Source organism: Enterobacter sp. EGD-HP1 (assembly GCF_000733275.2).
Classification (GTDB): Bacteria; Pseudomonadota; Gammaproteobacteria; order Enterobacterales; family Enterobacteriaceae; genus Enterobacter.
Genome location: NZ_AVOP01000002.1, coordinates 86,496 through 110,811 on the forward strand (window position 1 = coordinate 86,496; position 24,316 = coordinate 110,811).

Below are 24,316 nucleotides of genomic sequence, written 5' to 3' on the forward strand. Positions count from 1 at the left end.
CAGTGTTGCGCAAAGTAAGACTGAAAATAATGGGTGTTTTTTCCCAGGGATAGCTACATCCGTCTGGTGGACATATCCACAGGAATCCGTACACCTGCAAGGAGAGAAATATGAGTAACGTAAAGGTTGTTGATGTCATCATTCGCAAAACGGCGGAGAAAACGAAATTAACCGGCGAAGGAAATCTGTCGGTCTCTATTTCATCGCCGAGCGTGATTGAAATCCAGGGTTCTGCTCAGGATGTGGTGCGTTATGTCCGCCAGGGTAAAGACCTCCTCATTTATATGAAAGATGGCAGCGTTATTCGCTGCAATAACTATTTTGTTGAAGATCCAGAAACGCATAATCAGTCAGAACTGGTGTTCAACGACCGTCAGGAACTGACACATATTTCTTTTGCCGATGCCGGGGAAGCGTCAGGCGCTGCGGTGACCGAGTTAACCGCGCAGGCCACACCGATTAGCAGCATTCAACCTTTCCTTGAGCAGGAAAGTGTTTTAAGCGACGCGCCGTGGGGCTGGATTGCGGGAGCTGCGTTAGGCGGCGGTGCCATCGGGGCGCTGCTGGCAAACGGCGGTGACGGCGAAACTAAAACAAAAGTCATTGATAACACGAAAGAAGTGGAAAGCGCGACGCCGACCTTCTTGCTATCGGATAAAGCGGGTGACAAGCAGGGCGTGCTGAGTGCAAAAGAGGTCACGGATGATAACACCCCAACCTTTAGCGGTACGGGGCAGCCTGGGGCGACCATTCAGGTCAAAGACAGCAGCGGCAGCACCATTGCCAGCACTATGGTCGCGAAGGACGGCACCTGGACGGTAAAACTCCCGACCCAGACCGACGGGGAACATACCTGGTCCGTCGTGCAGATCGACGGCAGCAAAACGACCTCTGCGGGGAGCATTACCGTAACCGTGTCGACGGCTGATGCCACGTTAACGCTCGCCACCACGGCGGGTGATAACGTGATCAACGCCAGCGAACAGTCTGCGGGCTTCACGCTCTCCGGCGCCAGTAAAAACCTGGCGCAGGGTACCGAACTCACCGTGACGCTGAACGGCAAGACCTATTCCGCAGAAGTGGGAGCAAACGGCGCGTGGAGCGTGAAGGTGCCTGCCGCAGACGCGCAGGCGCTGGGCGACGGCACCTGGACGGTTAACGTTAGCGGTAAAGACGCGGCGGGTAACACCGTCAGCGGCAGCCAGACGATTGGCGTTGATACCGTAGCACCGACGCTGTCCGTCGACGCAATCGCGCAGGACAACGTCATTAATGCCGCTGAACACAATCAGCCGTTAACGCTGACGGGTAAAACCGATGCGGAAGCGGGACAGATTGTCACGGTTACGCTGAACGGCAAAAACCACACCGCGACCGTGGGCAGCGACGGCACCTGGTCCGTCACGCTTCCCGCCAGTGAAGTACAGGCGATGGCGAACGGCGGGCATACCCTGACGGTCAACGTCAGCGACAAAGCGGGTAACGGTTCTACCACCACAGCCGATTTTACCGTCGATACCGCAGCACCCGTTGTGACGATCAACACCGTCGCGGGTGACGACATTCTGAACACCAGCGAGCAGGGCCAGGCGCAGATCGTTTCCGGGCAGGCGAGCGGTGCCGCCGCGGGCGATGTGGTCACCGTGACCCTTGGCGGCCAGACCTTCACCGGTGTGGTGCAGGCCGACGGCAGCTGGAGCGTCGGCGTGCCTGCCTCCGTCATCGGCGCGCTCGGTGAGGGCAGCCACACGATTTCGGTCTCCGTCACTGACGCGGCAGGCAACACCGGCAGCGCCACGCACGGCATTACGCTGAGCGGACACCCGCCGGAATTTACGATTGACGCCATCAGCCAGGATAACGTCCTGAATGCCCAGGAGGCGATGCAGCCCCTGAGCCTGACCGGCACCAGCAATCTGCCGGACGGCACCACCGTCACCGTGACGCTGAACAACGTCAACTATCAGGCTACCGTCGAAAACGGTATCTGGGCGGTCCAGGTGCCGGTGTCCGACGTCCTGAATCTGGCGAACACGCTTTATACCGTCAGCGTCAGCGGTACCGATAGCGTGGGTAACAGCGGTTCTGCCGAAGCGAATCTGCTGGTGGATACCGTCCTTCCGCAGGTCATTATCAATACGTTTGCGGGCGACAACCTGGTCAATAACGCCGAAGCGGGCGTCGATCAAACCCTCAGCGGTCGCGTCAGTGGCGCGGCGGCGGGCGATACCGTCTCTGTCACCGTCGGCGGCAAGAGCTATACCGCAACGGTTGGCAGCGATCTGACCTGGAGCCTGAAAATTCCGTCAGCGGATCTTCAGGCGTTCGGCGATGGGGATTTAACCTTCAGCGCCTCCGTCACCAACGCACACGGCAATACCGGCACCGGCGAGCGTGATATCAATATCAACGCGGAGCTGCCGGGCCTGCGCGTGAACACCATTTCCGGCGATGATGTGATCAACGCCATTGAACAGCAGCAGGATCTGAGCGTCACCGGTTCCAGTACCCATCTGGCCGCGGGGACGCAGATTGTCGTCACCATTAACAACGTTGAGTACGTTACCGCGGTTAACGCCAGCGGCAACTGGCAGATCGGCGTTCCGGCGGCGGACCTGCAGGCCTGGACGGCGGGCGGCATGACGGTTAGCGTCAGCGCTGAAGATGCCTGGGGCAATACCGTTGCGGCTGAACACCCGATTGAACTCGATCTGAACGCCGTCGCGGTCACCATTGATACCGTCTCCGGCGACGACCTGCTGAATGCGGCGGAAAAAGGCGCGGACTTAACCCTTTCCGGCCAGACGCAGGGCGTGGAGGCAGGGCAAACCGTGGTGGTGAAATTTGCCGACCAGACCTTTACCGCACAGGTGCAGCAGGATGGCTCCTGGAGCCTGAGCGTACCCGCCAGCGCCATGGAAACCCTGATCGACGGGCGCGCGCAGGTGAGCGTCAGCGTCACTAACGTCAGCGGCAACAGCGCGGACGCTGCGCGCGTGGTCACGGTGGATACGCAGCCACCGGCGATTACGCTCGATAACCTGACCGACGACAACATCATCAACGCGGCGGAAGCGCAGCAGGATTTAGCCTTAAGCGGCAGCAGCACTGCGGAACCCGGCCAGACGGTCACCGTGACGCTGAACGGCAAAACGTATCAGACCACGGTTCAGGCGGACGGTACCTGGCAGCTGAGCGTCCCGGCGGCAGACGTGGGTGCCCTGACGGATGGCATCGTGACCGTGACGGCAACCGTGAGCGACGTGGCGGGCAACAGCAGCAGCGCCGATCGCGTGGGACTGGTGGATGCCACCGTACCGCAGGTGACCATTAACGACTTTGTCACCGACACCAATACCGTTAATCAGCTCGCCCATTCACAGGCGCAGATCCTGAGCGGCTCCGTCACCGGGGCGGCAGCGGGCGATCGGGTGACCATCACCATTAACAGCGTCGATTACACCACCGTGGTGGATGCGGCGGGGAACTGGAGCCTTGGCCTGCCGGCATCCGTCGTGCAGGGGCTGGCGGACGGCACCTGGACCATCGATGTTTCCGTGACCGACCGATCCGGCAATACCGGAAGCAGTTCACTGGATGTGGTAGTGAATACCGTGACGCCTGTCATCGGTATCAGCACGCTGGCGGCGGACGATGTGATTAACGCGACCGAGAAGGGCGAAGATCTGCTGCTCTCCGGCACCAGCAACCAGCCAGAAGGGACCAGCATCACCGTTAACCTGAACGGCATCAACTACACCGCTACCACCGACGCCAGCGGTAACTGGAGCGTGACCGTACCGGCCTCGGCCGTCAGCGCGCTGGGAGAAGCCCATTACACCGTGACGGCGAGCGTCACGGATAACGTCGGCAACAGCGCGTCAACCTCACACGATGTGCTGGTGGACAGCTCGCTGCCGGTGGTGACGATCGACACGCTGGCGGGCGACAATATCGTTAACGCCGCGGAAGTGGCGGCAGGACAAACCCTGACCGGTAAGGTGACGAACGCGGCGTCAGGTGACACTGTCACTATTATTCTTGGCGGCCAGACCTACACCGCTACCGTGCAGGACGATCTGACCTGGAGCCTGCCGTTAAGCGAGAGCCAGCTTACCGCGCTCGGCAACGGCGGCCTCACGGTCTCCGCCAGTGTGACCAACGCGCACGGTAATACCGGCTCTTCTTCTCTCGACTTTAGTATCGACGCCCAGCTCCCGGGCCTGCGTATTGATACCGTCGCAGGTGACGACGTCATCAACGCGATCGAACACGCTCAGAACCTGATTGTGTCCGGCACCAGCACCGATCTGGCGGCGGGCAGCACCGTGACCGTGACCATCAACGGCAAGGATTATTCAGCGTCGGTCATGGCGGACGGCACCTGGCAGGCGGCGGTACCGGCGGCGGACGTGTCGCAGTGGGCCGACGGTTCGCTCACCATCAGCGCCAGCGCGCAGGACGCTTCCGGCAACCCGGTGGCTATCGGCACCGTTGTGGATGTGGATCTCACCCCGGTTGCCATCAGCATCGACAGCGTGACCGACGATAACGTGCTTAACGCGGCGGAAAAAGGCCAGGATCTGGTGCTTTCCGGCACCACCTCCAACGTTGAAGCGGGTCAGACCGTGACCATTACCTTTGCGGGTAAAACCTATACCACCACGGTGGATGCCAACGGCGACTGGACCTGGACCGTTCCGGCTGCCGATCTGAGCGGCCTGAAAGACGGCGACGCCAGCGTGCAGGTTAGCGTCACCAACGTGAACGGCAACGCGGCGTCTTCGGCGCAGGAGTTCAGCGTCGATACCACCGCGCCGACGGTGACCATCAACACCATCAGCCATGACAATATGCTGAACGCGGCAGAGGCGGCGCAGGATCTGACCCTGAGCGGTACCTCTACTGCCGAAGCGGGCCAGACGGTCACCGTGACCTTCAACGGCAACACCTATACCGCGCAGGTGCAGGCGGACGGCAGCTGGACGCTCGACGTGCCGGCGGCGGACATGGCAGGCATCAGCGACGGCAATGCGGCGGTCACGGCGACCGTGTCCGATAAGGCAGGCAACCCGGCCAGCGCGGGCTCCACGGTGCTGGTCGACACCACCGTACCGCAGATTTCGTTCAACATCGTTGCGGGTGACGACGTCATCAATATTGCCGAGCACGGCCAGGCGCTGATCGTCTCCGGTAAGGTGACGGGCGCGCAGGCGGGCGACGTGATTACCGTGACCCTGAACGGGAAAGACTACACCGCGATGCTGGACGCGTCCGGCAGCTGGAGCGTGGGCGTTCCGGCGGCGGACGTTGGCGCGCTGGCAAATGGCGACCAGACGATCTCAGCGACCCTCACCGATAAAGCCGGTAACAGCACCACCGCGACGCACGCGTTTGACGTCTCCCTGACCGCGCCGGTGGTTGCCATCAATACCCTGGCGGTTGACGACGTGATCAACGCAACCGAGAAAGGCCAGGATCTGCTGGTGTCCGGCACCAGCAACCAGCCGGACGGAACCACCATTACGGTGACCCTGAACGGGATTAACTATACGGCGACTACCGACGCCAGCGGGAACTGGAGCGTGAACGTTCCGGCGGCAAACGTCTCTGCGCTGGGCGAAGCAAGCTACGTCGTGACGGCGAGCGTAACCGACGCCGCAGGCAACAGCGCGAGCACCGGGCACAGCGTGCTGGTCGACAGCGCGCTGCCGCAGGTCACCATCAACCCTGTCGCCACGGACGATGTCATCAACGCAGCGGAAGTGGCTGCCGGGCAGACCCTGAGCGGGAAAGTGAGCGGCGCGGCCAGCGGTGACACTGTCACCATTTCAGTCGGCGGCAATACCTGGACCGCGACGGTACAGGACGATCTGAGCTGGTCGGTCAACGTGCCGTCTGACGTTTTAACCGCCATCGGTAACGGCGATCTGACGGTGTCAGCAAGCGTGACTAACGGCCACGGCAACACCGGCTCCGGCGAGCGCGACATCACCATTGATGCCAACCTGCCGGGCCTGCGCGTCGATACCGTGGCGGGTGACGATGTCATCAACAGCATTGAGCACGCGCAAAACCTGATTATCACCGGCTCCAGTGAAGGACTGGCAACGGGCGCGGCGTTAACGGTGACCGTCAACGGTAAAACCTACGCCGCAACCGTGCTGGCGGACGGCACCTGGACGGCGGCCATTCCGGAAGCAGACGTCAGCGCGCTGAACGCGGGCACGGTCACCGTGACCGTGGAAGGCCAGAGCGCGGCGGGTAATCCGGTTTCCATCAGCCACGACGTAAAGGTGGATCTGGCGGCGGTCGCCATCAGCATTGACCCTATTGCATCGGACGACGTAATCAACGCGGCGGAGAAAGGCGCGGACCTGGTGCTGTCCGGCTCGACCACCAACGTGGAAGAAAACCAGACCGTTACCATCACCTTCGGCGGCAGGTCATACACCGCGACGGTGGATGCCAGCGGCAACTGGACGGCGACCGTACCGTCTGCCGATTTGGGCAGCCTGAAAGACGGCGATGCCAGCGTGCAGGTGAGCGTCACCAACGTGAACGGCAACAGCGCGTCGGCGGGCCGCGAGTACAGCGTGGACGCTACCGCGCCGACGGTGTCTATCGAGATCGTCAGCGATAACAACATCATCAACGCCGCCGAAGCGCAGCAGGATCTGGTCGTTAACGGCGTGACCAACGCCGAAGCGGGCCAGACCGTCACCGTGACGCTGAACGGCGTGGACTACACCACCACCGTGCAGGCAAACGGCAGCTGGAGCGTAACCGTGCCGTCTGCAGACGTGGGCGCGATTACTGACGGCAACTACACCATCAGCGCCGCCGTGTCTGATAAGGCGGGCAACCCGGCCTCTGCGGATCGCGACGTGCTGGTCGATACCACCGTCCCGCAGCTGACTATTAACACCGTTTCCGACGACGACGTGATCAACAGCGCCGAGCACGCGCAGGCGCTGATTGTCACCGGTTCCGTGACCGGCGCGGCGGCGGGCGACGTGGTCACCGTCACCCTCAACGGCAAATCGTACACCGCCACACTGGATGCCTCCGGCAACTGGAGCGTGGGCGTGCCTGCGGCGGACGTCACCGCGCTGGCCGCCGGGGATTACACCATTACCGCGGCGCTGACCGATAAAGCGGGCAACAGCAACAGCGCCACGCACGGCGTGGAGGTGAACCTGACCGCGCCGGTGCTGACCATTGACACCGTTTCCGGTGACGATGTGATCAACAACAGCGAGAAAACCCAGGATCTGACGATCTCCGGTACGGCTTCCGGCCTGGCGGCAGGCGCGGAGGTAACCGTGATGCTGAACGGCAAAGCGTACAGCGCGCAGGTGGATGATAACGGGAAATGGACCACCACCGTTCCGGCGGACCAGGTGGGCCAACTGGGTGAAGCGTTGTACACCGTTACCGCCTCAGCAACGGACGGCGTCGGCAACAATACCAGCACGTCGCACACCGTGAACGTGGAGTCCGTTCTGCCGGGCGTGATTATCAACACCATTGCAGGTGACGACGTCATTAACGCGGCGGAGCTGGCAGCCGGCCAGACCATCAGCGGCAAGGTGGTGAATGCCGAAGCGGGCAATACCGTGACCGTGACGATTGGCGGCAACAGCTACACCGCAACGGTGCAGAGCGATCTCACCTGGTCCGTGAACGTGCCGTCCGACGTGCTGACCGCACTGGGCAACGGTGATTTAACCGTGTCAGCCAGCGTCACGAACGGCGTGGGTAATAGCGGAACGGGCGAGCGCGAAATCGTGATAGACGCTAACCTGCCGGGCCTGCGCGTGGATACCGTGGCGGGTGACGATGTGATCAACAGCATCGAACACGGGCAGAACCTGATTATCACCGGCACCAGCGACGGGCTGGCGGCGGGCGCGGCGCTGACCGTGACCGTCAACGGCAAAACCTATCCGGCGACCGTGCTGGCGGACGGCACCTGGAGCGCGGCGATCCCGGCCGCAGACGTCGGCGCACTGAGTGCCGGCACGGTTACTGTATCCGTTGCTGGCCAGAGCAGCGCCGGTAACCCGGTTTCTATCAGCCACGATGTGACGGTGGATCTGGCGAGCGTTGCAATCAGCATCGACGCCATCGCCACCGATGACGTGATTAACGCCGCCGAGAAGGGCGCTGATCTGGTGCTCTCCGGCACTACCTCGAACGTCGAGGAAAACCAGACCGTTACCATCACCTTCGGCGGCAAGTCATACACCGCGACGGTGGATGCCAGCGGCAACTGGACGGCGACCGTACCGTCTGCCGATTTGGGCAGCCTGAAGGACGGCGACGCCAGCGTGCAGGTGAGCGTCACCAACGTGAACGGCAACAGCGCCTCGGCGGGCCGGGAGTACAGCGTGGATGCGACCGCACCGTCCGTGACCATCAATACCCTGGCGAACGACGACATTCTGAATGCGGCAGAAGCGCAGTCCGATCTGACCGTATCCGGCACCACCACCGCCGAAGCGGGCCAGACCGTGACCGTATCGCTGAACGGCAAAGACTACACCACAACCGTCAGCGCAGACGGCAGCTGGACGCTGAACGTCCCGGCGGCGGATCTGGCTGGATTAACCGACGGCAGCGTCACCGTTACCGCATCGGTTAGCGACAAGGCGGGTAACCCGGCGTCGGTGGACCACAACCTGGCGGTAGATATCACCGCGCCTGCGGTGACCATCAACACCGTGGCGGGCGACGACGTCATTAACATCGCAGAACACGGCCAGGCGCAAATCATCAGCGGCACCGCCACCGGCGCGGCGGCGGGCGATAAGGTCACCGTCACGATTGGCGGGCAGACCTACACCACCGTGCTGGACGCGGCGGGGAACTGGAGCGTGGGCGTCCCGGCGAGCGTGATTTCCGGCCTCAGCGACGGCACCGTGACCGTCACGGCGTCAGTCACCGACGCGGCGGGCAACACCGGCAGCGGCACGCATAACGTGACCGTCGATACCGGTCTGCCATCGGTGGCCTTCAACGCTATCAGCGATGACAACGTCCTGAACGCGGTAGAAAAAGGTCAGGACCTGAGCGTCAGCGGCACCAGCGCCAACCTCGCGGAAGGCACCGTGGTGACCGTAACCCTGAACGGCAAAAACTACACGGCGACGACGGCGGCAGACGGCACCTGGAGCCTGACGGTTCCGGCAGCGGATCTGGCCGGTCTCGGCCAGGCCAGTTACACCCTGAATGCGACCGCCACCAACGGCGTGGGCAACAGCGTGAGCAACGCCGCGAACCTGCTGGTCGACACCGCGCTGCCGACCGTCACCATCAACACCGTGGCGGGCGATAACGTCATCAACGCGGCGGAAGTGGCGGCAGGCCAGACCCTGAGCGGCACCGTGGCGAACGCTGAAGCGGGCAATACCGTGACCGTCACCCTTGGCGGCAACAGCTACACCGCAACGGTGCAGAGCGATCTGACCTGGTCCGTGAACGTGCCGTCTGACGTGCTGACCGCGCTGGGCAACGGCAGCCTGAGCGTGACGGCGACCGTCACCAACGGCCACGGCAATACCGGCACCGGCGAGCGCGAGATCGCTATCGACGCTAACCTGCCGGGCCTGCGCGTTGACACCGTCGCGGGTGATGACGTGGTCAACACCATCGAGCACGCGCAGAACCTGATCGTCACCGGTTCCAGCGACGGGCTGGCGGCAGGCACGGCGCTGACCGTGACCGTCAACGGTAAATCCTATGCGGCGACCGTGCTGGCGGACGGCACCTGGAGCGCGGCGATCCCGTCCACCGACGTGAGCGCGTGGCCGGAAGGCACCGTCAAAATCAGCGTTACCGGCGACAGCTCGGCGGGCAACCCGATTACCATTAGCCACGACGTGACGGTGGATCTGGCGACCGTTGCCATCAGCATCAATTCCATCGCCACCGACGACGTGATTAACGCGGCGGAGAAGGGCGCGGATCTGGTGCTGTCCGGTGCGACCACCAACGTGGAAGCCGGGCAGACCGTGACCATCAGCCTGAACGGCAAAATCTATACCGCGACAGTAGACGACAGCGGTAACTGGACCTACACCGTACCGTCTGCGGATCTGGCACACCTTAAGGATGGCGACGCCAGCGTGCAGGTGAGCGTCACCAACGTGAACGGCAACAGCGCCTCGGCGGGCCGCGAGTACAGCGTGGATGCGACCGCGCCGTCCGTGACCATTAATACCCTGGCGACGGACGACATTCTGAATGCCGCCGAAGTTCAGGCCGATCTGACCGTGTCCGGCACCACCACCGCCGAAGCGGGCCAGACCGTGACCGTGACGCTGAACGGCAAAGACTACACCACAACCGCAGGCGCGGACGGCAGCTGGACGCTGAACGTTCCGGCGGCGGATCTGGCTGGATTAACCGACGGCAGCGTCACCGTGACAGCGAGCGTCAGCGATAAAGCGGGTAACCCGGCGTCGGTCGATCACACTCTGACGGTGGACGTGACCGTGCCTGCGGTAACCATCAACACCGTGGCGGGCGACGACGTGATTAACATCACTGAGCACGCTCAGGCACACATCATCAGCGGCACCGCCACCGGCGCGGCGGCGGGCGATAAGGTCACCGTCACCCTCGGCGGCCAGACCTACACCACCGTGCTGGACGCGGCGGGGAACTGGAGCGTGGGCGTCCCGGCGAGCGTCATTTCCGGGCTCAGCGACGGCACCGTCACCGTCACGGCGTCAGTCACCGATGCGGCGGGCAATACCGGCTCCGGCACGCATAGCGTGACCGTCGATACCGGCCTGCCGTCCGTGGCCTTCAACGCCATCAGCGATGACAACGTCCTGAACGCGGTGGAGAAAGGTCAGGATCTGAGCGTCAGCGGCACCAGCGCTAACCTCGCGGAAGGCACCGTGGTGACCGTGACCCTCAACGGTAAAAACTATACCGCGACCACTGCGGCGGACGGCAGCTGGAGCCTGACGGTGCCGGCGGCGGATCTCGCAGGTCTCGGCGAAGCCAACTACACCCTGAGCGCCGCCGCGACCAACGGCGTGGGCAACAGCGTGAGCAACACCGCGAACCTGCTGGTCGACACCGCGCTGCCGACCGTCACCATCAACACCGTGGCGGGCGACAACGTCATCAACGCGGCGGAAGTGGCCGCAGGCCAGACCATCAGCGGCACCGTAGCGAACGCGGAAGCGGGCAACACCGTGACCGTGACGATTGGCGGCAACAGCTACACCGCAACGGTGCAGAACGACCTGACCTGGTCCGTTAACGTGCCGGAATCCGTCCTGACCGCGCTGGGCAACGGCGAGTTGACCGTGTCGGCGACCGTCACCAACGGCCACGGGAACACCGGCGCGGGCGAGCGCGACATCGTGATAGACGCCAGCCTGCCGGGCCTGCGCGTCGATACCGTCGCGGGCGACGATGTAATTAACAGCATCGAGCATGGACAGAACCTGATTGTCACCGGCTCCAGCGACGGGCTGGCGGCAGGCACTACGCTCACCGTGACCGTCAATGGCAAAACCTATGCGGCCTCCGTGCTGGCAGACGGTACCTGGAGCGCGGCGATCCCGGCGGCAGACGTCGGGGCCCTGGCTGCGGGCACGGTTACCGTGACCGCTGCAGGCCAGAGCGCGGCGGGCAATCCGGTGACCATCAGCCATGACGTGACGGTGGATCTGGCGGCAGTCGCTATCAGCATCGATGCGATTGCCACCGACGACGTGATTAACGCGGCAGAAAAAGGCGCGGATCTGGTGCTGTCCGGCAGCACCTCGAACGTGGAGGAAAACCAGACCGTTACCGTCACCTTCGGCGGCAAGACGTACACCGCGAAGGTCGATGCCGACGGTAACTGGACGGCCACCGTGCCGTCTGCGGATCTCGCGGGCCTTAAAGACGGCGATGCCAGCGTGCAGGTGAGCGTCACCAACGTGAACGGCAACAGTGCCTCGGCGGGCCGCGAGTACAGCGTAGACGCCACCGCGCCAAGCGTGAGCATTGATACGGTCGCTGGCGATAACGTGATTAACGGCAGCGAAGCCGCTGCGGGCGTGGCCATTTCCGGCACCACCACGGCGGAAGTCGGTCAGACGGTCACCGTGACGCTGGGCGGGAAGAGCTATACCGCGCAGGTGCAGCAGGGCGGTATCTGGAGCGTGAACGTGCCGGGCGCCGACCTGTCCGCTCTGGCGGATAACGGCTACACCGTGCAGGTCAGCGTGAGCGACGCCGCGGGTAACCCGGGCAGCGCGGGCAAAGCGATTACGCTTGATACCACGCCGCCGATCGTCAGCTTTAACGTCGTGGCAGGCGATAACGTCATCAACAGCGTGGAGCACGGACAGGCGCAGATCGTCAGCGGCACCGCAACCGGCGCGAGCGTCGGCGATAAGCTGGTCATCACCATCGGTTCGAACCAGTACACCACCACCGTTGACGCCAGCGGTAACTGGAGCGTGGGCGTTCCGGCCAGCGTAATTTCCGCGCTCAACGACGGCACCGTGACCCTCAGCGCGACCATTACCGACAGCGCGGGCAACAGCAGCACCCAGACCCACGACGTGGTGGTAAACACGGCCTCCGTGGCGCTGACGGTGAACACCGTTAGCGGTGACGACGTCATCAACGCGGCGGAAGCCGGTTCGTCCCTGGTGATTAACGGCTCCAGCGCCCAGTTCGCCAGCGGGACGCAGGTCACCGTGACGCTGAACGGCAAAACCTATACGGCCACCATCCAGAGCGACGGCAGCTGGACGACCACCGTTCCGGCCGCCGACGTGGGCGCCCTGGCCGATGGCGCGAGCTATCAGATCTCCGTGGCGGCGCAGGACAGCGCGGGCAACAGCGCCTCTGCAACGCACGGCATCAGCGTGGATACCACTGCGCCGGTCGTGAGCATTGCGACGCTGTCGGGTGACGACATGCTGAACGCGCTTGAAGCGCAGCAGCCGCTGAGCGTGCATGGCGCTTCCAGCGCGGAAGCGGGTCAGACCGTCACCGTGACGCTGGGTGGCAAATCCTACACTGCAACCGTGGCAAACGACGGCACCTGGACGCTCGACGTGCCGGCAGCCGATCTGGCTGCGCTGAGCCAGGGTGCGCTGACGGTGACCGCCTCGGTCAACGATAAGGCCGGTAATAACGGCCAGACCACGCACACCTTAACGGTCGATACCGTCGCGCCAACCGTGACCATCAGCACCGTGGCCGATGACGATATCGTCAACAATGTGGAGCAGCTGGCGGGCCAGACCATCAGCGGCACCACTACGGCGGAACAGGGCCAGACGGTGACCGTCTCCTTCAACGGGCATAGCTATCAGGCGACCGTCGGGGCGGACGGATCGTGGTCGGTCTTCGTGCCGGGCCGTGATTTCCTCGGCCTGAGCGACGGGGATTACACCATTACGGCTACGGTGAGCGATAAGGCGGGTAACCCGGGCAGCGCAACGCACGACGTGACGCTGAACGGCGATGTCCCAACCATCACCGTTAACACCTTTGCGCAGGACGATATCGTCAACGCCGCCGAGCACGGCACGCCGCTGGTTGTCAGCGGCACCACCGACGCCCCGGCGGGCCAGACGGTGACCATCACGCTGAACGGTAAAACCTACACGGCGACCGTGCAGGCGGATGGAAGCTGGAGCTATACGGTCGGCAGTGCAGACGTGACCGCGCTGGCGGACGGCGGTTCGTACGTGATTAACGCGCAGGTGAGCAACGCCATCGGCAACAGCGCCAGCGATAACCACACCGTTACCGTGGATCTCACCGCGCCGTCGATGGGCATCAGCATTGATTCGCTGCAAAACGACACCGGCCTGAGCGCGAGTGATTTCATCACCAACGATGCTCATATCGCGATTAACGGCTCGCTGACCGCGCAGCTCGGCAATAACGAGAAGGCGCAGATCAGCCTCGACGGCGGCACCACCTGGATTGACCTGACCGTGACCGGCACCACCTGGCGCTACACCGATGGCCGCACCCTGACGGACGGTACGTACCAGTACCAGGTGCGCGTGATCGATAACGCCGGGAACGTGGGGGCGACGGACAGCCAGGACGTGGTGATTGACCTGACCATGCCTGTAGCAACGACGATTACGGTCGATTCCATCACCCAGGATACCGGGCTGTCCGGCAGCGACTTTATCACCAGCGACAACCAGATCAGCCTGAAAGGGACGCTCGGCGCGGCGCTGGGCAGCGGCGACCACGCGCAGATCAGCCTCGACGGCGGCGTGACCTGGACCGACGTCAGCGTCAGCGGCCTGAGCTGGACGTATGTAGACGGTCGTACGCTGGCCGACGGGGATTACAACTACCAGCTGCGCGTGATTGACGACGCGGGCAATATCAGCGCCACCGCCAGCCAGGTGGTGACTATTGATACGGTTGCGCCGGACGCCAGCAAAACCATCGCCATCGACAGCATCAGCGACGATACCGGCCTGAGCAGCAGCGACTTTATCACTAACGATACGTCCCTGACGCTGCACGGCTCGCTCGGCGCGACGCTGGCCGACGGCGAATATGCCCAGATCAGCCTCGACGGCGGCGTCACCTGGCAGAACGTGATCGTCACCGGCAACAGCTGGTACTACGTCGATAGCCGCACGCTGGGTAACCAGACCTATGACTACTACGTTCGCGTGGTGGATGCGGCGGGTAACGTGGGCGCCAGCGCCCATCAGCAGGTGACCGTCGATACGGTCGCCCCGGATGCGGCGATTACGGTGACCGTGGATAACATCACCGTGGATACCGGCTTTGACAATAACGACTTCCTGACCAGTTCGACCTCGTACACGCTGCACGGAACGCTCGGCGCCGCGTTGGGCGCGGGTGAATTCGTGCAGGTGAGCATGGACGGCGGCAGCACCTGGGTGTACGCCACCGTGAGCGGTACGCAGTGGAGCTACAGCGACACCCGTACCCTGACCGACGGCAGCCATAACTATCAGGTGCGGGTCGTCGACCAGGCGGGGAACGTAGGAGCAACCACCTCGCAGGCGGTAACGGTGGATACGCAGGCGCCGCAGTACGGCATCACCGTTGACAGCATCAGCGAAGATACCGGGCAGTCCAGCAGTGACTTCATCACCATGGACACAACGCTGACGATCAACGGCTCGCTGGGCAGCGCGCTGGCAAGCGACGAGCGCGTGCAGATCAGTCTGGACGGCGGAAACACCTGGCTCGATACCACGGTCACCAACCAGCGCTGGAGCTACACCGATACCCGCGATCTGCCTGACGGGGACTACACCTACCAGGTGCGGATTATCGACCAGGCGGGCAACGTCGGCTCCACCGCCTCTCAGGTGGTGACGGTAGACACCACGCCGCCAGCCACGGTGGGAACCGTAGTGAGCTATACCGACGGCGAAGGCGAGCGTCAGGGCACCTTTGGCAGCGCGGTGGCAACGGACGATAACTCGCCGCTGATCAACGGTACGCTTAACCGCGCTCCGGACGACGGTGAAATTGTGCAGCTCTATCGTGACGGGGTCCTGCTCGGCCAGGTGACCATGAACGGCAGCGCAAGCTGGTCCTTCCAGGACAACGGCCTGAGCGATGGCAATCACACCTACATTGTGCGCGTCACCGACAGGGCCGGTAACTACACGGAATCCGACGGCTTTGTGCTGAACGTTGATACCAGCATCCCGACCACCACGGCGGCGATTACCGCGCAGACCACGTCGGACACCACGCCGATCGTCAGCGGGACCGTCTCCGCCGATCTGGTGAACGGTGAATATCTGGTGGTAACGGTGAACGGGAAAACCTACACCTCCCAGACGGGCGGCGCGGTGGTGGTCGATCCGGATCACAACACCTGGTATCTGCAGATCCCGGACGGCGATGCGCTGAGCGTGTCGAGCTACAGCGTGACGGCGCAGGTGAAGAGCAGTGCGGGTAACGGCAACACGACCGGAACGGCGACCGGCAGCCTGGTGATTGATACCACCTCGGTGAATACCGACTGGGCGACCACGGCGGGGAACAGCAACAACTCCACCATGACGGTGGGGACGAACAGCAGCGGCCTGTGGAATATCATTGCTAACGGCCAGTCTTACTCCAGCAGCGATAGCTCGACCTATGCCGGGAATACGCTGACCAACACCCGCAGCTACTACGTGGTGAGCCAGACCGCCGCCGACTTTGACCGTAACGGCACGCAGGATATCTTCGCGACGGAGACCACCTACGCCGGATCCACGCAGGTGATGTGGACCTACGATGGCAGTACCTATAACGCCAGCCAGCTGGCGATGGGGACCACCATCTGGTACGGCGGCGTGATTGCGTACGACAAAACCGGCGATGGCTATCTGGATCTGGCGTACGGCGATGCCGGCATGGACTCACTGACCTACCTGGTGAACAACAACGGCGTTCTGTCGCCGGACGGCACCGGTGGCGAAGGCGGTTTCTACGGTCAGTTCGATTCCGGGCGCGAAATCTCCGGCGTCGACCTGAACAACGACGGCACGGTGGATATCGTTCAGCACACCAACCGCAGCGGCGCGTACTCGTTAACCGTGATCAACAACAACGGCAACGGCACGCTCTCTATCGGTCAGAACCTGACGAACGTGTTTGTGGCAAACGCCTCGAATACCACCACGGCGGCATCCATGACGTGGGCGGACTTCAACGGCGATGGCTACATGGATCTGTACCTGGGCAGCAGCTACAACAACAACGGCGGGGTGATTTACTACAACGACGGCACCGGTAAGCTCTCTGCTACCAAGAGTGCGGTGGAAGCCTCTAACGCCACGGCGGGCTATCTGTCGGTGGCGGTGGACTGGAACGGCGACGGGCAGATGGACATCATCAAGCTCAGCACCTACGGCGGTTCGCAGACGGCGACCCTGTTCACCAACAACGGTTACGGCTCCACCTGGACCTCAAGCCAGCTGGCTTCGGGCCTGGCGAACGTCACCGGCGTGGCGGCAGTGGACTACAACTGGGACGGCGCGCAGGATCTGCTGGTCTCTCAGCAGAACGGCAAGGTGGTGCTGGTGCAAAACAGCAAAACCATTGCTGACGGCACCGCGATGCATCTGCACATTGTCGATAGCGAGGGCATCAACGCCTACTACGGCAACACGGTCAATCTGTACAACGCCGCGGGCGTACTGGTGGCCTCGCAGATCATCAACGCCCAGTCCGGTATCGGCTCGAACGATACCTCTGCGCTGGTGAGCTTCTACGGGCTGGATCCGAATGAAACCTATTCGGCTGAGATCCTGAAGATTACCAACGGCGTGTCGGATAACGTCACCTGGAGCGGTCTGGAGGCGGGCAACGGCAAAGAGGGCTACGTCCTGACGGCCGAAGCCGCCACCGGCGGCCACAGCGGGACCATTACCGGTACCGGGTATAACGACACCTTTATCGCAGAGGACGGCACCTATACCTATAACGGCTCCGGCGGCTGGAATACCCATTCCGACTACGACACCTGGAGCAACACCGGCGGGATGGACGTGGTGGATTACCGCAATGCGACCTCCGGCGTGACCGTTGACCTGCGCCTCTCTACCGCGCAGGACACCGGGTTCGGCACGTCACGACTGCTCAACATTGAGGGGATCAACGGCTCGAACTTCGACGACGTCATTACCGGCAACAGCGGTGATAACCGGTTCGAAGGCCGCGGCGGGAACGACACCTTCAACATCGGCAGCGGCGGTCACGATACGTTGCTCTACAAGCTGATCAACGCGTCTGACGCCACGGGCGGTAACGGTCACGACGTGGTGAACGGCTTTACGGTCGGCACCTGGGAAGGGACCGCGGACACGGATCGTATTGACCTGCGCGATCTGCTCTCCGGCAGCGGCTATACCGGCACGGGCTCGGCGAGCTACGTGAACGGCGTGGCCACGCTGGACAGCAGCGCGGGCAATATCAGCGATTACATCCGCGTGGTGCAGAACGGCAGCAATACCGAGATCCAGGTTGACCTGGACGGCACGGGCGGCCAGTTCTCGCCAACCACGCTGGTGACGCTGAACGGCGTGCAGACGGATCTGGCGACGCTGCTGGCGAACCATCAGCTGTTAATTGCGTAAAACAACGCCGCGGGGAGCGATCCTCGCGGCTTTTTGCGTTTCTTTACATGAATAGCGATAACCCTATATTTCACAAGATTATTTTGCGGGGTCGTTTAGAGAATGTTCGATTTTAAATCATCCCGTAAAGGTATCATTTCAGTGCGAAATTACCGCACTGGACAGGACGTAGCATTATGAAGACACATCCACAGTACGAACCCTGGCTGCAGGGCATGCTCATCATCGCGAAGCACTACCGGCTGGATTTCTCAGCGGAGCATGTTCGGGTCACGATTAACCATGAAAGCCAGTCTCCACGCCAGCTGGTGCTGGAGGAGATGGCGCGTCAGCTTGGGCTGGGGATGCGTGTGGTGGCGGCTGAAGCGGTATCCCTCGATCCCTGGCGCGTGCCGCTGCTGGCGGAATTCACCGGCGGACAAATCGCGGTCATTAACCGCATGGACAGCGAAGGTAACGTCAGCCTGCAGTTTAGCGGTGACGCGGGGCTGGAGACGACCCTGACGCGTGACGAACTCGGTGCGCGGCTGAAAGGGCTGATGGTGTTGCGCCCGCTCGAATCCACGCCGGATGCCCGCGTGGACGACTACATCAAACCGTATGAGAAAAACTGGTTCTGGCAGCTGGCGCTGAAAGACTGGCGCCGCTACAGCGACATTATGCTGGTGGCGCTGGTGGCCAACGTGCTGGCGCTTTCCGGCATGGTCTTCTCCATGCAGGTGTACGACAGGGTGGTGCCGTCCCAGTCGGAAGCCACGCTGTGGGTGCTGTTTGGCGGCGTGATGATTGCCATCGTGTTCGAATTCATCATGCGCATGCTGCGCGTGCACATTTCCGACGTGGTGGGGAAACGCGCCGACCTGCGCATCTCTGAACGCGTCTTCGCCCACGCGCTGCGAATTAAAAACGGCGCGCGATCCAAATCAACCGGTTCGTTTATCGCGCAGATCCGCGAGCTGGAGTCGGTGCGCGAGCTGATCACATCCACCACCATTGCGGCTATCTCCGATCTGCCGTTCTTCCTGCTGTTCGTTTTTATTCTGTGGATGATTGGCGGCCCGCTTGTGCTGGTGGTCCTGCTCGCCGTGCCGCTGCTGCTCATCCCCGGCCTGCTGGTGCAGCGCCCGCTGGGGAAACTCTCCAGCGAAGGGATGCGTGAATCCGCCATACGAAACGCCACGCTGGTGGAAGCGGTGCAGGGCATTGAGGACATCAAGCTCATGCGCGCCGAGCAGCGTTTCCAGAACCAGTGGAACAACACCAACGACGTCGCCGCCAGCGTCGGCATGAAGCAGCGCTGGCTGACGGGCCTGCTGCTCACCTGGACGCAGGAGGTGCAGTCCATCGTCTATGCGGTGGTACTGCTGGTGGGCTGTTATCTGGTTATCAGCGGCGACATGACCACCGGTGCGCTGGTGGGAACCTCGATTCTGGCATCGCGCACCATCGCGCCGCTGTCGCAGATCTCAGGCGTGCTCTCGCGCTGGCAGTCGGCAAAGGTGGCCCGCAAGGGGCTGGACGACCTGATGCAGCGTCCGATTGACGATCCGCAGCACGGCAAAAAGGTGCACAAAGCCCACCTGCGCGGCGACTATAGCCTTGAGGACGTCGGGTTTTATTACGACGAGGAAGAGAAACTCACCGTGCTCAACATCAGCAAGCTGCAGATCCGCGCCGGAGAGCGCGTGGCGGTGCTCGGGCGCAATGGTTCCGGTAAAAGCACGCTGCTACAGCTTCTGGCGGGCATGCAGGAGCCGCAGCAGGGCAGCATCCTGCTCGACGATATCGCCCTCAATCATCTGGACCCGGCCGACGTGCGTCGCGACATGCAGCTGCTCGGCCAGCAGGCCCGGCTGTTCTTTGGCTCCGTGCGGGACAACATTCTGATGGGCAACCCGCTCGCCACTGACGATGAGATTCATCAGGCGCTGGTCAACAGCGGCGCGCTGGAGTTTGTGCGCAAGCAGAAAATGGGGCTGAACTATATCATCAACGAAGGCGGGGCTGGCCTCTCCGGCGGGCAGCGTCAGGCGCTGCTGCTGGCGCGCGCGCTAATCACCTCCCCGAATATCCTGCTGCTGGACGAGCCTACCGCCTGGCTGGACGAAATGAGCGAGAAGCAGTTTATACAGCATCTTCACAAATGGCTGGGTAAACGCCGGACGCTGGTCGTGGCGACGCATCGCCTGCCGATTCTGGACCTGGTCGACCGCATCATTGTGCTGGAAAACGGCAAGGTGGTGATGGACGGCCCGCGCGATGCGATCCTGCATCAGCACGGTATGGCGCCGCAGAAAGCCGCGCAGCGCACCGTGACCATGAAGCCGGCGGCGGTTGCCGAGGAGGGTGCGGCATGAATGATTTGTCTCGTTTCAATAGCCGACTGAAGGAGCCGCGCCTGCCGCGCTCGTCACTGGTGGCATGGTCCCTGTTCGCCCTGCTGGCGGTGTTTATCGTCTGGGCAAGCCTGTTCCATCTTGATGAAGTGACGACCGGCAGCGGCAAAGTCATACCGTCTTCTCATGAGCAGGTCATTCAGTCCCTGGAAGGCGGCATTATCCACAGCCTGATGGTGCGCGAGGGCGATATTGTTGAACGCGGCCAGCAGCTCGCGCAGCTTGACCGGACGAAAACCGAGTCCAGCGTGCTGGAGAGCGAGTCTCGTCTGAATGCGGCGCTGGCAACGGCTGCGCGCCTGAAGGCCGAGGTGAACGATACGGAACTTGCGTTCCCGGAAGAGCTGGATGACGACGTTGAGCTGGTTAAACAGGAAACGGCGCTCTACCAGTCCCGTCGTGAAAGCCTTGAAAAAGGGCTGGCCGGATTGCGTCAGGGCGCCGAGCTGGTGCAGCGCGAGCTGTCGTTAACTCGTCCACTGGTGACCCAGGGGGCGGCCAGCAAGGTTGAGGTATTACGTCTTGAGCGTCAAAAAAATGAGCTTGAGAACAAAATCACCGAGATGAAAAACCAATATTACGTTCGCGCCCGTGAAGAACTGGCGAAAGCCAATGCGGAGATTGAAGCCCAGCGTTCGGTGATGAAAGGGCGTGAGGACTCCCTGACCCGGCTGACCTTCAATGCCCCGGTTCGCGGGATCGTGAAGGATATTGACGTTACGACCGTGGGGGGCGTTATCCCGCCGAACGGCAAGCTGATGAGCCTGGTCCCGCTTGACGATCAGATGGTGGTCGAAGCGAAAATCTCGCCGCGCGATGTGGCGTTTATTCATCCTGGCCAGAAAGCGCTGGTGAAAATTACGGCCTATGACTATTCCATCTATGGCGGACTGGAAGGGGAAGTGACCATGATTTCCCCGGACACCCTGCAGGATGAGGTGAAAAGGGATGTTTACTACTATCGCGTTTATATTCGTACCGACAGTAACCATCTGACCAATAAGCAAGGTCAGGAATTTCCGGTCTTTCCGGGCATGATTGCTACCGTTGATATTAAAACCGGCAGTAAAACCATTCTGGATTATCTGTTGAAGCCGCTGAACAAGGCAAAAGAGGCGCTGCGCGAAAGATAAAATAGTGGCGTTCGGGATCCCGAACGCCATGTGAATTATAAATTATACCGTTGACGTCACGTTGTTGAGGTGGCGTCGTTCTTTCGGAACCACGTTGATGTAATGCGTGACATACGCAAAATACAAACCGGCATAATTTTCCACCAGTTCGATAAAGGCCGGGTAAATCGACATCCTTCCATCACCCCTATCTTTAAGATAGCCCGCCTCTTGCGCCGTTTTGATAATTCGGTTGACGTGAATGCGTGAAACGAAAAATTCCTTAGCGAGAGTGCTGGCAGAATAATCAATAATTGCACCGTGTGCTGATTTGTTTTTTACCGCCTGCAGATAAAGATATAGCATAATCATTCGGCCTCCGTCTTTATCGATAAATAACCCCACTTCCGGTAAAACCTTCCTGAACGTTAATCCCCGAAAGAGGTATTCCGCCGCGCGGCGGAAAAAGTTATTTCTTAAAATGTCATTGTCCAGCAAATTGACGTCAATATTAAATGCAGGATACAGAATGCTGACGGGTATAAATGCGCCGGACATATAGCGTTTAAGTTCATTCAATCCTTTTTCGGTTGGGGCAATTCTTGTTTTTCGCCTGTCTTCCGTACAGCGCCAGGTCTTGATGCGCCCGGTGGTTCTCAGTATCGTAATGATCGCAATAACGCTGTTGGGGCTGGCTATCTTATAGCGAGAACATAACTCTTTAATCTCTGAAACTGACTCGGCCTGATTTCCAAAAATAAAACAACACATGGAGAGGATAATGTTAAATCGTGATTCCTGCAGCATCGTTTTGTAGAACAGAGGTTGTTTTTTGTAGATGGTGTCATTAATTGTGTAGTGCTCTAATATTGCCTCACCGAATCGTGGATTGTTTTTTATAACATCCCTTCGATGTAGCAAGGCCCTGGATGAGATGTGATTATCCATAGCATTTTCTCGTATTTGAATGAGCCGATAGATGAAGTGTTTAGTCTTCTTTTTCGGACTTCTCATTATACCTGAGAATGAGAGGTTTGCCGTTGTTATTTGAAAATAAAAGTATATTTCAATGGCGGTGATTAACGCAAAGATGTTCCTGTGAGTTCAGTTGATAACGGTTTCTTAGTCTCAGGCTGTACTGTAAAATTAATGTTTATAACAGGTGCGTTAAATTTTGCACATTCACAGATGGACATGGCGCTTTAGTGCCCAGGAGCAGGTTATGACCCACAAAATTTCTCTCAGAAATGGGGCGTGCGACGAACAAAAATTTGTCATTTCAGCCTGCGGTTTTACGTTCCAGGGATACAGTCTGATCCTTAATCAGTATGGTATTCAGGCTTCGCGTATTCACTTTAACGGGGATGAGGCTTCTCATGAAGATATTGAAAATATTCTTATAAATCAGAATGCTAATATTGTGGTGTTCCTCGGAAAAGGTATCGTTACTCTCCTGGAGAGCCTGAAGCGACTGGCATCCGTGCTCAATGCGCTTCCCGTTATTCGACGCGTCACCCTGTACGGAGACATGCCGGATGGCTGGTTGTATCGTACCCTGACCAGTCTTTTAAATAACAGTTATCAATTATCATTAATTCGTGTAGCCCGCGTTTCAGATGTCATAAGCTGTATTCATACGAAATATAACGTCTTTAAGGATCGTTCGTACCTGTTACGCGATCGCTGCAGAGATAATGCTTCGCAAGAAAACGTAAAGTGGTTAACAAAAAGAGAAATTGACGTTTTGTTAAATTTCTACCGCGGCATGTCCGTAAAAGAGATGTGTGACGAAATGGGGCTTTCAAATAAAACGGTTTATACCCATCGCAAGGAAGGCGTGCTGAAATTACGCTTAATTAAGCGATGGCTACACGATCCACATAATTTTAAAGCGGAAGGAGGGGTTAAACATCAGCGTCCAAAAAAAGAGTTTACGAATAAGGAAACAGAAATCTTCAATGCGCTACTTAAAAGAGAGATCTTTCCTGCCTATCAAATAATTACCGATCGCGACAAAAAGGGTGTTGGCTTTGAAATACTGATTCGCTGGAATAAAAACGGTAAAATTGTCAAGCCAGCCAGCTTTCTCGCGGATATCTCCAGTCATGAAATATGGTTAAAAATAACAGCGCTAGTCATCCATGCTGCCGTGTCGGGGATTAATAAATATAATGGAAAATACTATTTTTCAGTGAATATCCCACCACGCCTGGCTTCCGGAAACGCATTGCCTGATATGGCGAAAAAAGCTATCGACATGCTGCTCAAACCACAATGGGCCGAAAAGCTGGTCTTTGAATTTGCTGAAGATATTGACGTGACGAAGGACAAAAGGATCCCTGAAACCATGCGGCATTTACGTAACACGGGGTGTCGATTGTTTCTGGATGACTGTTTCTCTAATCATCAAACCATGTTCCCGGTGCGGCAAGTGCATTTTGATGGTCTTAAGCTGGATCGGGACATCGTTGAGCATTTTGTGGCAAATGACAATGACTATAACCTGATTAAAGCGATACAGCTTTATAGCGAGATGACCGGAACGGACTGTATTGCGGAGGGGGTTGATAGTGAAGAAAAATTTGAGAAATTAGTCGCGCTGGGCGTCAAGAATTTTCAGGGTTATTATTTATCGCGAGCCGTGAAAGAGGAGGAGTTAGATCGCATGGTGAGGTTGTTTAGTTAATAAAAA

At 60.1% G+C, this 24,316-nt stretch carries 5 protein-coding genes; 4 read left to right on the plus strand and 1 reads right to left on the minus strand.

The window, feature by feature from the left end:
• Positions 1 to 110: 110 nt before the first annotated feature.
• The 3 genes from N037_RS04395 to N037_RS04405 all read left to right on the plus strand — a co-directional run bounded on the left by N037_RS04395 (position 111) and on the right by N037_RS04405 (position 21,645).
• Positions 111 to 18,116 (plus strand): Ig-like domain-containing protein, encoded by an 18,006-nt coding sequence (locus N037_RS04395; protein WP_032639322.1) that lies wholly within the window; start codon positions 111 to 113, stop codon positions 18,114 to 18,116.
• A 176-nt stretch (positions 18,117 to 18,292) separates the two neighbouring features.
• Complete coding sequence (locus N037_RS04400) at positions 18,293 to 20,473, plus strand: type I secretion system permease/ATPase (RefSeq protein ID WP_023335640.1); 2,181 nt, start codon at positions 18,293 to 18,295, stop codon at positions 20,471 to 20,473.
• Complete coding sequence (locus N037_RS04405; RefSeq protein WP_023335641.1) at positions 20,470 to 21,645, plus strand: HlyD family type I secretion periplasmic adaptor subunit; 1,176 nt, start codon at positions 20,470 to 20,472, stop codon at positions 21,643 to 21,645. The genes N037_RS04400 and N037_RS04405 overlap by 4 nt, the downstream gene beginning before the upstream one ends.
• Positions 21,646 to 21,687: 42 nt before the next feature.
• On the opposite strand, the gene N037_RS04410 is transcribed toward N037_RS04405, so the two are convergent.
• Positions 21,688 to 22,572: a hypothetical protein gene (locus N037_RS04410; RefSeq protein ID WP_032639379.1), complete on the minus strand. Its 885-nt coding sequence runs from the start codon at positions 22,570 to 22,572 to the stop codon at positions 21,688 to 21,690.
• Positions 22,573 to 22,846: 274 nt separating this feature from the next.
• Here N037_RS04410 and N037_RS04415 point away from each other — a divergent pair, with 274 nt between their 5' ends.
• Positions 22,847 to 24,310, plus strand: a complete 1,464-nt coding sequence (locus tag N037_RS04415; RefSeq protein WP_032639325.1) for an EAL domain-containing protein — start codon at positions 22,847 to 22,849, stop codon at positions 24,308 to 24,310.
• The last annotated feature ends 6 nt before the right edge of the window (positions 24,311 to 24,316 follow it).

Coding starts and splice junctions, on each gene's coding strand:
- N037_RS04410 (WP_032639379.1), bottom strand. CDS start 22,572: ATGGATAATCACATCTCATCCAGGGCCTTGCTACATCGAAGGGATGTT.
- N037_RS04400 (WP_023335640.1), top strand. CDS start 18,293: ATGAAGACACATCCACAGTACGAACCCTGGCTGCAGGGCATGCTCATC.
- N037_RS04415 (WP_032639325.1), top strand. CDS start 22,847: ATGACCCACAAAATTTCTCTCAGAAATGGGGCGTGCGACGAACAAAAA.
- N037_RS04405 (WP_023335641.1), top strand. CDS start 20,470: ATGAATGATTTGTCTCGTTTCAATAGCCGACTGAAGGAGCCGCGCCTG.
- N037_RS04395 (WP_032639322.1), top strand. CDS start 111: ATGAGTAACGTAAAGGTTGTTGATGTCATCATTCGCAAAACGGCGGAG.